The 13,835-nt window shown below is 69.7% G+C and carries 12 protein-coding genes, 1 tRNA gene and 1 pseudogene; 3 read left to right on the top strand and 11 right to left on the bottom strand.

From position 1 onward, the window contains the following. Positions 1 to 17 precede the first annotated feature (17 nt). Positions 18 to 953, top strand: coding sequence for an aldo/keto reductase (locus tag FJV46_RS13070; protein WP_087026911.1), 936 nt, complete (start codon positions 18 to 20; stop codon positions 951 to 953). A 59-nt stretch (positions 954 to 1,012) separates the two neighbouring features. Here FJV46_RS13070 and FJV46_RS13065 read toward each other — a convergent pair whose 3' ends face one another. Continuing rightward, a complete protein-coding gene (locus FJV46_RS13065) occupies positions 1,013 to 1,294 on the bottom strand; it encodes a hypothetical protein (protein ID WP_087026913.1) in 282 nt (93 codons plus the stop codon). Positions 1,295 to 1,335: 41 nt separating this feature from the next. Between FJV46_RS13065 and FJV46_RS13060 the strand changes: the two genes are divergently transcribed. Next, the gene (locus tag FJV46_RS13060; protein ID WP_087026915.1) at positions 1,336 to 1,569 is read left to right on the top strand and encodes a DUF5703 family protein; all 234 of its coding nucleotides are present in this window, start codon (positions 1,336 to 1,338) and stop codon (positions 1,567 to 1,569) included. A gap of 57 nt (positions 1,570 to 1,626) precedes the next feature. On the opposite strand, the gene FJV46_RS13055 is transcribed toward FJV46_RS13060, so the two are convergent. The 5 genes and pseudogenes from FJV46_RS13055 to FJV46_RS13035 all read right to left on the bottom strand — a co-directional run bounded on the left by FJV46_RS13055 (position 1,627) and on the right by FJV46_RS13035 (position 7,478). Further along, positions 1,627 to 2,796 carry an acyl-CoA dehydrogenase family protein gene (locus FJV46_RS13055; RefSeq protein ID WP_087026917.1) on the bottom strand — a complete coding sequence of 390 codons (1,170 nt, stop codon included), beginning with the start codon at positions 2,794 to 2,796 and terminating at the stop codon, positions 1,627 to 1,629. A gap of 29 nt (positions 2,797 to 2,825) precedes the next feature. Then, positions 2,826 to 4,130: pseudogene (locus FJV46_RS13050) on the bottom strand (M20/M25/M40 family metallo-hydrolase); the annotation flags it as partial. 68 nt (positions 4,131 to 4,198) lie between these two features. Continuing rightward, on the bottom strand, positions 4,199 to 4,399 hold the full coding sequence (locus FJV46_RS13045; RefSeq protein ID WP_140995580.1) for a hypothetical protein: 201 nt from the start codon (positions 4,397 to 4,399) through the stop codon (positions 4,199 to 4,201). A gap of 168 nt (positions 4,400 to 4,567) precedes the next feature. Then, a complete protein-coding gene (locus FJV46_RS13040; protein WP_087026921.1) occupies positions 4,568 to 7,132 on the bottom strand; it encodes a right-handed parallel beta-helix repeat-containing protein in 2,565 nt (854 codons plus the stop codon). Positions 7,133 to 7,394: 262 nt separating this feature from the next. Further along, positions 7,395 to 7,478: transfer RNA gene (locus FJV46_RS13035), tRNA-Leu, on the bottom strand. Between the two features lie 248 nt (positions 7,479 to 7,726). Between FJV46_RS13035 and FJV46_RS13030 the strand changes: the two genes are divergently transcribed. Continuing rightward, positions 7,727 to 8,002 carry a hypothetical protein gene (locus FJV46_RS13030; protein WP_087026923.1) on the top strand — a complete coding sequence of 92 codons (276 nt, stop codon included), beginning with the start codon at positions 7,727 to 7,729 and terminating at the stop codon, positions 8,000 to 8,002. A 31-nt stretch (positions 8,003 to 8,033) separates the two neighbouring features. On the opposite strand, the gene FJV46_RS13025 is transcribed toward FJV46_RS13030, so the two are convergent. From FJV46_RS13025 to FJV46_RS13005, 5 genes are all read right to left on the bottom strand, one after another. Further along, positions 8,034 to 8,768 carry a M50 family metallopeptidase gene (locus FJV46_RS13025; protein ID WP_232008644.1) on the bottom strand — a complete coding sequence of 245 codons (735 nt, stop codon included), beginning with the start codon at positions 8,766 to 8,768 and terminating at the stop codon, positions 8,034 to 8,036. A 20-nt stretch (positions 8,769 to 8,788) separates the two neighbouring features. Continuing rightward, positions 8,789 to 10,054 (bottom strand): kynureninase, encoded by a 1,266-nt coding sequence (locus FJV46_RS13020; protein WP_087026927.1) that lies wholly within the window; start codon positions 10,052 to 10,054, stop codon positions 8,789 to 8,791. A gap of 129 nt (positions 10,055 to 10,183) precedes the next feature. After that, positions 10,184 to 11,122, bottom strand: coding sequence for a MaoC family dehydratase (locus FJV46_RS13015; protein WP_087026929.1), 939 nt, complete (start codon positions 11,120 to 11,122; stop codon positions 10,184 to 10,186). Continuing rightward, positions 11,119 to 12,495 (bottom strand): 3-oxoacyl-ACP reductase, encoded by a 1,377-nt coding sequence (locus FJV46_RS13010; protein ID WP_087026931.1) that lies wholly within the window; start codon positions 12,493 to 12,495, stop codon positions 11,119 to 11,121. The genes FJV46_RS13015 and FJV46_RS13010 overlap by 4 nt, the downstream gene beginning before the upstream one ends. Then, positions 12,495 to 13,811, bottom strand: a complete 1,317-nt coding sequence (locus FJV46_RS13005; protein ID WP_087026933.1) for an acetyl-CoA C-acetyltransferase — start codon at positions 13,809 to 13,811, stop codon at positions 12,495 to 12,497. The genes FJV46_RS13010 and FJV46_RS13005 overlap by 1 nt, the downstream gene beginning before the upstream one ends. Positions 13,812 to 13,835 lie beyond the last annotated feature (24 nt).

The following is a 13,835-nucleotide window of genomic DNA, read 5'->3' as shown; positions in this document are numbered from 1 at the left end:
GCCCTAGGCTTGGCACCATGCAACGGCGAAATGTGGGAGAGAGCGGCCTGTCCGTCTCCGCTCTGGGACTCGGGACCATGAACTGGGGCCAGGAGGTCAACGAGGAGGCAGCCCGGGAGCAGCTGCGCCTCTTCGTCGAGGCCGGCGGCACCCTCGTCGAGAGCGCTGCACGCTACGGCGAGGGCCAGGCCGAAGCTCTGCTCGGCGGCTTCATCAATGACACCGTCGCGCGGTCCGAGCTGGTACTCGTGGTGCAGGGCGGGACCACCCGATCCGGAAGCAGGCGCCTGGACGGGTCACGCCGTGGACTCCTCGACTCCCTGGATGCGTCGCTGTCCCTGCTGGGGACGGACCACGTCGACGTCTGGCTCGCCCCTTCGCCCGATCCGATCGTTCCGCTGCACGAGACCCTGAGCGCCCTCGAGGCCGCGTACTCGAGCGGGCGCGCGCGGTACGTGGGCGTCTCCAACTACTCCGGGTGGGAATTCGCGCGCGCTGCAGCGACGGCCGGCTTCCCCCTGGTGGTCAACGACGTCGAGTACTCCCTCCTGAACCGGGGTGCCGAGCGCGAGGTGGTTCCAGCCGCGGCTGCCTCGGGTGCCGCCATCCTGGCGTGGGGTGCACTGGGCCGGGGTGTGCTCACCGGGAAGTACCGCGGGCGGATTCCCTCCGAATCCCGGGGCGCGTCCGACGTCTGGTCCCCGTACATCGAGCCGTACCTGAGCGGCAAGCCGCAGCGCATCACGGAAGCAGTCTGCACGGCCTCGCGGGGGCTGGATCTGCAGCCGCACGAACTGGCGCTGCGCTGGATGCTGCACCGACCCGGGGTGGCGTCGGCCATCGTCGGCGCCCGGACGCCGCAGCAGCTCAAGGAGATCCTCCAGTCGGGCAGCGCGCCCATGGCCGGACCCATCGCCGAGGTCCTCGACGAGGTGTCGGCGATCGCGCCCTGACAGCCGGTCCCACCCCTCGCGTCGGGGCAGCGTCGGGGAAACGTGCCGCTCGAAGGCGCCTAGTGCTCGACCTCCGCGTCGACGAGGTCCGACGCGTAATCCGCGTCGTCATTATCGTCGTCATCGTCGTCGCCGTCCGTCTCTTCGTAGATCTCGAGCGGAGTGACCTCGCCGAAGGCGTCGTACAGGGCTTCTTCGTAGACTTCGAAGGCATCGACGATCCCGACGTAGGCCGCCTCGACCGCGGGGTCGTCCTCCCGGCGTCGCGACGCCGAGGCTGCGAGATGCTCCTCGAGGGCTGTCACGAGGGACTGGAGCGCGACACGCGGATCTATGCTCATGGCCTAGACGTTATCGGTAAAGTGATCCGAATTGGAGGGAAATGCGAGAACAATTTCTGAATGCGACTGCCGTCCGGAAGCGCGACTACGGGCGCCAGTACGAGTACCTGGTCCTCACGGTCAATGCCGGTGAACCCCTACCCGCAGCGCGGAAACTCGTCACCGAGCACGCCGAGTACGGCAAGTGGGAACTCGAGCGGAGCTGCATCTATCTGGGGGGCAGCAGGCGCTACTGGCTGCGTCGGAAGGTGCTGCGCGTGGAGCGCACCGCCTAGCGTCGTTCCGCCTTCTTCACCGGCCGCGCTTCGTCGCCTGCCGGTGCTCCGGCCTCCTCAGGAGGACGGCGCACCCAGGAGGGACGTGGCCACAGAGGCTCGTGCGGATTCCTCGGTCGAGGGGTGGAACTGACCGGCAAGCGCGTCCCTCGAGAGGCGCACCGCCTCCGAAGACGCCGAGAAGCCCGATCCTCCCCCGACGTGCAGCGCGATGTTCGTCGCTTCCACCGCCGCCTCGACCGCGTGGGTCTTCAGCGTGACGAGGCGCGGGAACCACGCCGACCCCGCCTCGATACCTCCGTCGAGGTCGCGCACGACCCCGGAGAGTTCTGCCTCCGCGCCCGTCCGGCGCATCGCTGCCGCCGCCAGCCGGTTGCGCAGCACCGGGTCGTCGGCCAGCGGACGGCCCGCGGTGTGGCTCCGCCGACGCAGGAGAGCCTCGGCGGCGAGCTCGAGCGCACGGTCGGCGATCCCCAGGTAGACCGAGGCGATCAGGGTCTCGAACGCCGCGAAGATGCCGAACACCAGGAGATCCCTGTTCGGTCCGACCGGGAGGCTGCGGAAGACGGCGTCGGGGGGAACCCGGACGTCCGTGAGCCGCGTGGTGTTGGACTGCGTGGCCCGCATGCCGTGAGGGTTCCAGTCGGTGAGCGTCTCCACGCCGGCCGTGCCTCGCGGGACGAAGGCGTGGAGGATGGCGTCGTCGGCGCCGTCGTCCGCCTGCAGTTTGCCGAAGATCCCCAGGCGCGTCCAGACCGGTGAGAGGCTGGTGAACACCTTCGTGCCGGTGTAGCTGTAGCCTCCGCCCGGGATCTGCTCCACGCGGGTCAGCGAATCGAACAGGACGGCGTCGTTCCCGGGCTCGGAGACCCCGAAGGCGAAGACCTCCCCCCGCTCCGCCTCGTCGAGCACGAAGCCCAGGGAAGGGTCGCCGCGCTGCGCCAGCAGCCCTGCCACCGCCGTCCACACGAGGTGCATGGAGCTGCCCAGCGCCGTCGCCGGTGCAGCCGATGCCAGGCGCCGCTGCGACGCGGCAGCCCGGGCCATACCGCCGGCGTCGCCGGGCGGGCACTCTACGAGCATGCGCAGGTAGGAACCCGCCTGCAGCTCGTCGAAATCCTCGGTGAAGAAGATGTTCGCGGCGTCGTACTCGGCAGCCCGGCTCCGGAAGCGCCCGAGCAGGTCGTCCGTCAAAAGCGGGTGTGCGGCCCACGGCGTCGTCGTCATCTCGCCTCTCCCGTGACCGGTGCGCCGCGTCAGTACGTGGTGAGGAGACGGGCGAGCACCTTGGCGCCGAAGCGGAGCGAGTCCGTCGGCACCCGCTCGTCGACACCGTGGAACATGCCGGTGAAGTCGAGCTCGTCCGGAAGCTGCAGGGGTGCGAAGCCGTAGCCGGTGATGCCGAGCCTGCTCAGCGACTTGTTGTCCGTGCCACCGGAAAGCGTATAGGGCAGCACCTTCGCCCCGGGGTCCTCCGCGTGCAGAGCGTCGATCATCGAGTCCACGAGGTTGCCGGAGAACGGTACCTCGAGCGAGGTGTCCTTGTGTTCGTACGTCACGTCGACGCCGTCGCCCGCGAGTCCCCGGATGATCTCGAGGACCTGGTCCTGCTGGCCGGGCAGCGTCCGTACGTCGATCAGCGCCTCGGCGGTGCCGGGAATGACGTTGTGCTTGTACCCGCTCTTGAGGACCGTCGGGTTCGCGGTGTTCTGCAGGGTGGCTCCCACGAACCGGGAGACGGTGCCGAGCTCCCTGAGCAGGACGTCGGGGTTGTCGGGGTCGAACTCGACGCCGGTGAGCTCCGTGACGCCGTCCAGGAACTGCCGCGTGGTCGGTGTGAGTTCGATCGGCCACGCGTGGTCGCCGATCCTTGTGACGGCCCGTGCGAGCGCGGTCACGGCGTTGTCCGTGTTGATCTGCGACCCGTGCCCGGCGCGTCCGTGGGCCACCAGGCGGAGCCAGGAGATCCCCTTCTCGGCCGTCTGCAGCAGGTAGGTGCGCTGCCCGCCGATGGTCGCGGAGAACCCGCCCACCTCGGAGATGGCCTCGGTGGCCCCCTCGAAGATCTCCGGCTTGTTGTCCACGAGCCAGGACGCACCGTAGGAGCCTCCTGCCTCCTCGTCGGCGAAGAAGCCGAAGATGAGGTCCCGCCGGGGCTTGACACCGTCTCGCTGCATCGAGCGCAGGACCGACAGGATCATGGCATCCATGTCCTTCATGTCCACGGCGCCGCGGCCCCAGATCAGGCCGTCCTTCTCCTCGCCGCCGAACGGGTCGACGGTCCAGTCCTCCTTCTGGGCGGGGACGACATCGAGGTGGCCGTGCACCACGAGCGCGGGGAGGGAGGAATCGGTACCCTCCATCCGGGCGACGACGGAGGTTCGCCCGGGCGCGGCCTCGAACAGGCGAGTGGTGAGGCCCACCTCCTCGATGAGCCCGGCGGTGTACTCGGCGGCGGTCCGCTCCCCGGGGCCGGCGTTATCCCCGAAGTTCGAGGTGTCGATCCGGATCAGTTCCTGGCAGATCCTGACGACTTCATCTTCGGGTGTGATGCCCACGTGGTCCTCCTGGGTAGTGGTTGCTTCCCCAGCCTACTCAGAGCGGCCGGGTGCCGCCCGCACCGACGTGGTCACCGCTTGCGGAGGAGCGCGACGAGGCGGTCGATCCCGACGACGACCACGAGGGCTGCGCCCACGACGAACATCAGCGCGAGCCAGAGTTCCGGGGGGCCGTCGGAACTGACGCCCACTCCGAGGCGGCGGGCGGCGATGACCAGGGCGAGCAGGGATGCTCCGATGATGAACATGATGATTCGTCGGTCCCGTCGCATAGGACGAGGGTAGTCGACCCGACCAGACGGGTCAGGCGACGGCGGACGGGCCGGGCGACCCGTTCCAGCATGGCGGGTGCGCTTGCGCCCGTTAGACCCGAGCGTTCGGGCCGGATCAGCGGGAGACCCGTGGAACGGCGGGTCTCCCGGAACTCCCAGGTGGAGCGCCTAGGTAACCGGTGGCCCGATCGTCCGGCTGCCCGGAGCAAGCCGCAGCAGCCCCGCGACCCGATCCGTGAGCGGCTGGGCAGCAGCTGCAGCCCGCGCGCCGGCGGTCACCTGCAAGGTTGCAGGGTCGACGACGGCACCGCCGATCAGCTCCGTGTCGGCTTTTCCTTGCCCGGTCGCGTTCCGGAAACCTTCCAGTGCGGTGAAGACGGCCGGGTTCCCGGTTCCGCGTGACCAGACGACGAGCCAGGTCGGGGAGGACGGTGTGGCCCGGTGGAAGACGTTCCCCGCCGACGTGACGCCCATCGCTTCCGCCGAGAAGGTGCCCGAATAGTCCTCGACGCACAGCAGGCAATTCCCCGTGGTGCCGGAGATGACGTTGTTGCGAACGGCCACCGGCCCGTTGATCCAGGTCATGGACGCATCGGGGAAGGATTGCCGCGGATCGTGACCCGGCGTGCTGCGATCCGAGGCTCGTCGAGCGTCCTGCACGATGTTGATCGGACGCCCGTTGCCGATGAACGAGTTGTTCCAGACCTCGACGTCGCTCGTGTCGTTGATCTTCAACCCGTTTCCCCTGTTCCCGGCGATCACATTGCCGGCGATCAGGGCGCGGGCGGAGATCTCGACCGAGATCCCGTGACTGCTGTTCCCGGTGATCCTGTTACCGGTGGCAGTTGCGTCGTGGACCGATTCGTCGAACCACAGTCCGGTGCCGCTGTTCCCCGCGAACGTGCTGTCATGCACCAGTACAGTCCGGGTTCGGCCGATCTTGAAGCCGCCTGCCACCGGGGCACTGTTGAAGCCCTCGGTGTTGTTGTCCGCCACCTTGAGGTTGACGGCGGTCAGACGGTCCGCATAGGTGGCCGACGCGCCGAGCATGCCGTTGCGGGTGAGGGTGATGTCCGCCAACCTCACGTCGGTCCCGGAGACGGCGAGTCCTGTCGTCGAGGTCTGATCGATGACGACGTTCTCGACCGTGATGTTGCTGCTCTCGAGCGTCACGGCGCCCATATGGGGTACCGACGGGGAGAAGCGGCGGACACCGATACCTCTGATCGTCGATCCGGCGGACTGCACGGAGATGGCTTTCGCGATGGAACTGGCTCTCACCTGCCTACCCGCCGGGTCCGATCCGAGGAAGAGTCTGTCACTGCTGTAGTCGACGAAGAAGGAGCCCGCCACCAACTCGCCGACGGATCCCACCTGCCGTTGGGCAACGCCGTCGACCCACACCTGGTCGGGGTGCGATGCCAGGGGGCGGCTCGCATTGACAAAGGACCACCCTGGTTCGGTTCCGTCCGCCTTCCCCCACGAATACGTCGGGCTGGCGTCGAACTCCGCCGTCCATCCGTTGACGACGAAGGCACCTGCCTCAGGCGTGAAGCCCGAGACCGCGACACTCCCGTCGAGCCACACCTCCTCCCTGGGGAAGGACTGGAGCGTGATGCGCTTCGTCGCAGGAATTCGTACCGCCTCGAGGTAGGAGCCACCCCGGAGCACGACCGTCTGCCCGCTGCTGGCCTTCGCGATGGCCGCCTTGATCGTTCTCAGCGGGGAGTCACTGGTCCCGCGGCCGGTATCGCTTCCGTTCCCTGCGACGAAGAGGGCATCCGAGGGTACGGGATAGGACGTCGTGCCGATCGGCGCGGAACCGCCCGACCGGGCAGCGGGAACCGCCACGGGAGGCGTGGGAACGGCAGGAGCCGGCATGGGTGGCGCGCTGACGGTGGGAGCCGGCGCCGGCGTCGTCGGAGCAGTGGTCGGTGTCGGCGCCACTACCGGGGCGGTCGTGGGCTTCGGCGCGGCCACAGCTGTCGTCGGTGTCGGTGCAGGCGCGGCAGTGGTCGGCGTCGGTATCGGAGCAGCGGTTGGCTTCGGCGCAGGCGGCGCGATCGTCGGCGTCGGAGCAGCGGTCGGCTTCGGCGCAGGCGCCGCGGTCGTCGGCGTCGGAGCAGCGGTCGGCTTCGGCGCAGGCGCCGCAGTGCTGGGGGTGGGCGCCGGTACCGCTACCGGCGCGACAGGGGCCCGGGCCCAGAACTTCGCGCCCTCGTCCTGCCAGCCGGCGGCCTTGAGTTTCGCCTGATCGCTCGGGGATGCTGAGAAGCGGTGCATCGACCCTTTCAGGTAACGGCGCACCTCGAGCCCGCAGCTGATCTTCGTCGCTGAGGCGTAGAACTCGACCTTTTCGCTGGCGTATCCGTAGCGGCTCTTCGCGTTCTCGTATTCCCCGATGCCCGTGGTGTCGGGGACGAACAGGAAGTCGCCCTTCTTGTACATCCGGTACACGGGAACAAGTCCCGCTTTGGCTGTCGCGGACGCCGAGAGAACTGCACCGCGCCTGTCGGTGAAGCCGTGCTTGGTGGCGGCACTGACCACTTCGGTCGTCGACGCGGTCAGCAGGGACGCGCCGGACGTCGGATTGACACTCTGCAGGATCGGCCGGGTCATCGAGTCGCAGGGGGTCGCCGCCGAAGCCGGTAGCGCGGTACCCACGAGGAGCGGGCCGACGGCTGCGGCGACAGCGGCGGAGGCCAGGGTGCGGCGGAGCTGCTTGGTGAACACTCTCGGTCCTTCGAACGGGCAGGTGATCTGCGTTCCGGGTGCTACTGAGGCCGGGCTGTCCCTGGTCTCTAAAGTACCCGTGTGCGGCTCACTGTCGGAAGGTGGAGTGGAGCCGTTAGTATTCCGACGCCGCCATTCTCACGTACGCCGTCAGCCTCAGGCGGGCGGGTGTGCCACCGATCCGTCCGAAGGGTGCGCGCCGGCTCGAGGGACCACGTGGTCGAGGGCACAAAAAAACCCCGGCGAACCGGGGTTTTCTTTGTGCGCGGAGGGGGACTTGAACCCCCACCCTCAATAAGAGGACTAGCACCTCAAGCTAGCGCGTCTGCCATTCCGCCACCCGCGCGGGTGGTATTTTCGCGGTCGAAACCGGCGAAAGCAACGAGAAAGACTCTAACACGACTTCGCCCCGCTCCGTGAATCGGCGTCCTCCCCTGCGACCCGTTCCGCGCGGCAGGCTCTCTACAGGGCATCCGGAATGCGAGGCAAGCGCGGCAGGTGCATCCGACGGAATGCGGGTTCTGCGTATGCTGATTTGACCGCCACACAGCGCCGGACCAGCGCCGTGTGTCTCGAGTGCATGGAAGGCATGACGTGGACGAGCCGGACCCCGATCAGCAGCAGTTCGCCCTGACGTTCGATGCGATGAAGCGCGTCAACATCTCCGTGGGTGACCTGTGGCTGCACTACTTCAGCATGGGCGGGGGTGTGGACGAGTACGAGGTCAATGCCTATCTCCACGGGCTGATCGACCTCCCCGACTACGAGCGGGACTGCGTCGCGCAGGCTGTGAACGAACTCTACGACGATCTGTGCCGCCAGCGCGGCGCTCCCTACAGTTCGGGCCGCGCGCGGCACGGCGAGAGCTGACCTCCGGACGGAGCGGCCGCGTACGCCGCGCCTAGACGACGACGAGCGAGATGAGGGGGCGGAGGGACAGGACCAGCGCCAATGAGATGACGACGGCGAACAGCGCCAGCCAGACGGCCGCCGGGACCCCTGTGGAGGTTGCCAGGAGGTGGGCGTCGGAGGAGTCGAGCCGTCGCCCACGCGTGTGGACCCGAGTCACCTTCACCCAGTCGCGGCAGGCTCCGACCAGCAGGGCGATCCCGAGGACCACGCATGCGTAGCAAGCCGGTTCCTCTCCCCCGAACCAGACCAGTCCCAGGGCGACGGCGGCACTGCCACCGAGAATGAGCACACCCTGTCCGTTGCGGATCAGGAGCAGCGCCGCGACCAGGACCAGGGCGCCGACGGACAGGGCCGCACCCGCCCAGCCGTGGGCCGCGCTCCACGGGAGGGCCGCGCCGACGACGGCAGGGGCCGGATAGCCCGAGAAGGTCGTCACCCGGGAGCGCCAGTCACGGCGCCCCATGCTCGTGGTCGTCCCGGAATGATCGAGCCGGAGGGTAAGCCCGGTGACGCGCTGGAGTGTCAGCAGTGACGCCGCCACGTGTCCGAGCTCGTGCACCACCGTGACGAAGAGCCCGAAGTACCGCCACGAGCGCCGCGGTATCGACAGGGCGACGGCGGCCACGACGATGCCGATGAGGCCGGGGAGGCCGATCACCGGCGGAACGCCCTGCGCGAGACCGTCGACGATGCGCTCCCACAGCTCAGCGGTGAAGGACTGCACGGATTCCTGCCGCACTCCGCTCAGGTCGTCACGGCGCCCGTGGACGAGGGCGCCCCTGCTGCGGCGGCGAGCCGACGGGCGATCGCATCGACCGCCAGCGCGACCTCCCCGAAGGAGGTGGTCAGGGGTGAGAGGCCCAGGCGGATACCGTTCGGGTTCCGGTAGTCGGGGATGACCCCGTCGGCCCAGAGCTCGGGCACCATGCGGGCGAACCCGTGATGGTCGATCGTGATGTGCCCACCGCGCTCGGCGGGCGTCCGCGGCGAGGCGACCACCACTCCGTACTGCGCCAGCTGCTCGTCGACGGCTTCGACGGCGAACGCGGTCAGCTGCTCCGACTTCTGGCGTACGGCGGGCATACCCACTTCCTCGAGGAGGTCCAGCATGTCCCGCATCGCCAGCATGCCGAGGATGGGTGGCGTGCCGGATACGAGCCGGCGGATACCGTCCGCGGGCCGGTACGCGCCACCCATCGCGAAGGGGTCGGCGCTGCCCAGCCAGCCCGGGATGGGCTGGTCGAGCGTCGGCAGGTGGCGCTCGGCCACGTACGCCCAGGCCGGGGCGCCGGGGCCCCCGTTGAGGTACTTGTAGCTGCAGCCCGCAGCGAAGTCGACTCCCCACGCATCGAGCTCCGCCGGGACGGACCCCACCGAATGGCTGAGGTCCCACAGGACAAGTGCCCCCGCCTCGTGGGCGGCGCGGGTGATGCCGGGGACATCGGCGATGTGGGCGGAGCGGTAGGCCACGTGACTGAGCAGCACCAGGGCGGTCTGCGGTCCGAGGACAGCGGTGACGTCGGCGGTCGTCGCACCGGCGTCGTACGCCACGTCGAGCCACCGCACGGTGAGGTTCCGCTCGCGCGCTATGCCCTCGACGATGAACCTGTCCGTGGGGAAGTTGTCGCGGTCGATCACGATCTCGGTGCGCTCGGGACGGGCGGCCACGGCGGCCCGCGCCAGCTTGTACAGGAGGACGCTCGTCGAGTCGGCGACGATGCACTGCCCCGCCGCCGCACCGAGGGCCACCCGCCCGATCCGGTCGCCGATCTGCTGGGGTAGCTCCAGCCAGCCCTCGTCCCAGCCCCGGATGAGCCTCCCCGCCCACTGGCCCTCGACGAACGACGTGAGGCTGCCCAGCGTCGTCGTGAGCGGCCGGCCGAGCGAATTGCCGTCCAGGTAGGAGAGCACGGAATCGTCCCCGGTCCCGAGGAAGAGCGTGCGATAGCGCGCGAGCGGGTCGGCGGCGTCGAGCTCGGCCGCCCTGTCAGCGATGGTGGTGCCGGTCATCGCCCCAGTCTAGGACCGCGGGTGCGCCGCGCCGGCCGTCCGGCGGGGACGGCAGGAGAGGGCTGGTCTCCGTAGGGAACAGCCTCTCCTGCCCACCGGCTCTCTGGGCAGGGCCCTTCCTGTACACGACTATTCCGCGCGGACCCAGCCCGTGAAGTGCGGCCGGCGGCGTTTCGCGTCCCACCCGACGACGTCGGTCCGGGGTCCCGCGGCCCCGCCGCCGTCCAGCCCGCCGCCGTCCATCCCGCCGGGCACGGCGAGGAACGCCGTCGTCACGGATCCGGGCAGGAGCACCGGTGTTGCGAAGTCGATCCGCCAGGACAGGGCACCCGTCGGAGCGGGCACGGCCTCGTCCACCATGCGCGCGGCGAGATACATGCCGTGGGCGATCGCCCCTTTCATGCCCAACGCCCTGGCCGACGGCCCGCTCAGGTGGATCGGGTTCCAGTCCCCCGACACGGCCGCGTAGTGCCTGCCCGTTGCCGCATCGAGACGCCACACGCCCGTCCGCACGGGAGGAACGAACGCCGGGCGGTCCTCCCCTGCAGGGCGCGAGTGCGACGGCTCGAGGCGGATACCCCGGGCCAGGTACACGGAGCGCCCACACCAGACCCGGTGCCCACCGACGCTGATCTCGGTCACGAGGTCGAATTGAGCGCCCGCCGCGTGCGGCCGGAGGTCCTCGCTCCAGGCCACGACGTCGAGCAGCTCGGAAGCCCCGACCTGGCGGTCCTGGTGCACCTCGTTGCGGAGGTGCACCAGGCCGAGCAGTGGCATCGGGAAGTCGGGCCGTGCGAGCACGCTCATCGCCACGGGGAACGCGATCGTGTGCAGATAGGCCGAGGGCACGCGGTCGAGCACCGCGGAGCCGAGGAACTGCTGGAACCGGGTCAGGTCCGCCAGGTCCACCCGCACGCCGGTCACGCCGTGCCGTGCGTCCGGGAGGGTCGGCGGCACGGTTCGGCGGGTCACGCGACGGCGCAGGGCCAGGCCGATCGCCCGGCGGTAGAGGCCCCCGAGATCGGGCACATCCGTCAGCTGCACGAGGCCGGCTGCGTCCCCGCTCACGCGCCGACCAGGTTTTGGCCGCACACGCGGACCACCTGCCCGTTGATGCCGGCAGCGGCAGCGGCGGCGAGGAAGGCGACGGTCTCCGCGACATCCACGGGGAGGCCGCCCTGCTGGAGGCTGCTGAGGCGCCGCGCCACCTGGCGCGTGAGTGGCGGGATCCTGGCCGTCATGTCGGTCTCGATGAACCCGGGGGCCACCGCGTTGATGGTACGACCGGTGCCCTCGAAGCCGGCCGCTTGGGCACGCACCATGCCGATCACGCCCGCCTTGGACGCCGCATAGTTGCTCTGCCCACGGTTGCCGGCGATCCCGCTCGTCGAGGCCAGGCTGATGATCCGGCCCGTGTCCGAGAAGGCGTCAGAGGCGAGGAACTGCTCGTTCATCCGAAGCTGCGAGGCGATGTTGACCGCGATCACCGAGTCCCAGCGGGCCGCGTCCATGTTGGCGAGCAGCTTGTCGCGGGTGATTCCGGCGTTGTGCACCACGATGTCGAGGACCCCGAAGCGCTCCCGGACATGGTCGAGGATGCGCGCAGCGGCCTCCGGCGCCGTGATGTCGAGCTGCAGCGCGGTCCCACGGACACTGTTGGCGACCGCAGCGAGCTGCTCACCGGCGGCTGGGACATCGACGGCGACGACGCGCGCCCCCTCCCGGGCCAGCACGCGTGCAATCTCGGCCCCGATACCGCGGGCCGCCCCCGTGACCACCGCGGTCTTCCCGGCCAGGGGCTGATCGGACACGCCCTCGCCGGCCGCAGCGGTGGCGGCGGCCAGGTCCGTGACGCTCCCTGTCGGGACCGCGGACACCTCGATGAACTGGCCGTCTACGTACGCGCTCCTGCCCGAGAGGAAGAAGCGCAGGGCCGCGAGGGTGGCGGCGTCCGTCGTCGTTGCCTCTCCCCGCAGGATGATGCCGTTCGCCGTCGCGCCTGCGCGCAGCTCGTGCGCGACGGATCGGAGCGCCCCGTCGATCCCCTGCCGGGCTGCGGCCTCCGCGGGACCGGACGCGTCCGCGACCGAGCGGAGGACGCCGACCACGCGTCCGCCGGGCACCAGCAGCCGCACGGCCTGTCCCAGTTCGAGCATGGGAGCGGCGAGCTCGGCGGGCTCTGTCGCTGCGTCCAGGACGACGACGGCTGCGCTCAGCGCCTCCCCGGGCAGCACGTGGCGCCGCACCTCGATGTCCCAGCCGAGCAGCACCTCGGCGAGCGCATCGGCCCCCGCCCCTGCTCCGGCGACGAGGACGGGGTGCGGTGCGAGGACTTCTCCCTCGGTGTACCGGCGGAGCACGGAGGGCCGGGGAAGCCCGAGCGCCTTGGCGATCCTCGCGGGCAGGGGTGAGTTGACCAGGTTCAGGTAGGTATCGGCCATCAGTTCCTCGCCTCGAGAATCGCCACGACGCCCTGCCCACCGGCGGCGCAGACGGAGATCAGCCCGCGGCCACCCTGTTCGGAGAGCGTCTTCCCGAGGGACGCGACGATCCGTCCACCCGTCGCCGCGAAGGGATGTCCGGTGGCGAGGGATGAGCCGTGGACGTTGAGCCTGGACCGGTCGATGCTCCCGAGCGCGCCGTCGAGACCGAGGACGCGCGTGCAGTAGTCCTCGTCCTCCCACGCGGCGATCGAGCTGAGGACGGTGCCGGCGAAGGCCTCGTGGATCTCGAAGAAGTCGAAGTCGTCGAAGGTCAGGCCATTGCGCTCGAGGAGGCGTGGCATCGCATGGACCGGCGCCATGAGCAGGCCCTCCTCCCCGTGCACGAAGTCCACGGCTGCCGCTTCGGCGTCCACGACGTTCGCCAGCATGGGCAGGTTGTTGGTCCGCGCATACTCCTCACTGCCGAGCAGGACGACGGCGGCGCCGTCCGTCAGCGGCGTCGAGTTGCCGGCCGTCATGGTCGCCGGGGTGTCGAGGCCCGTGCCGAAGACGGGCTTCAGGGTCGCCAGCTTCTCGAGCGATGTGTCGGCGCGGAGATTCGCGTCGCGCGTGAGTCCGCGATACGGCGTCATGAGATCCGAGAAGAAGTCCCGCTCGAAGGCCGCCGCGAGGTTCTGGTGGCTGCGGTAGGCGAGGTCGTCCTGCGCTTCGCGCGTGATCTGCCAGGCGGCGGTGGTGATGGCCTGGTGCTCCCCCATGGAGAGACCCGTGCGGGGCTCGCCCGTTCCCGGGGCGTTGGGCGAGAGGTCCCTCGGACGGAGCTTGCTGAGGATACGGATCTTCTGCTGGGTGGTCTTCGCGCGTGAGAGATCGAGGAGCGCGCGGCGCAGGCCCTCGCTCACGGCGATCGGTGCATCCGAGGCGGAATCGACGCCGCCCGCGATCCCGGACTCTATCTGCCCGAGCTTGATCTTGTTGGACAGCCCCACGACGGTCTCGAGTCCCGTGGCACAGGCCTGCTGGAGGTCGTAGGCGGGTGTCGCCGGAGACAGCGCGGAACCGAGCACGGCCTCGCGGGTCAGGTTGAAGTCCCGGGAGTGCTTGAGCACGGCGCCCGCGGCGACTTCACCGATCCGCTCCCCCTGCAGCCCGAAGCGCGCCACAAGCCCGTCGAGCGCTGCGATGAGCATGTCCCGGTTGGACGAGTAGGCGTACGCGCCGCCTGCCCGGGCGAAGGGGATGCGGTTGCCGCCGATGACGACTGCCGTGCGGGGTGACGGGGCAGCATTCTGCGTGCCGGCCTGATCTGCCATGGAACAACTCCTGGTCCGAGAGGG

The organism is Arthrobacter agilis (assembly GCF_006494655.1).
Taxonomy (GTDB): domain Bacteria; phylum Actinomycetota; class Actinomycetes; order Actinomycetales; family Micrococcaceae; genus Arthrobacter_D; species Arthrobacter_D agilis.
This window is presented reverse-complemented; position numbering and strand designations above follow the sequence as displayed.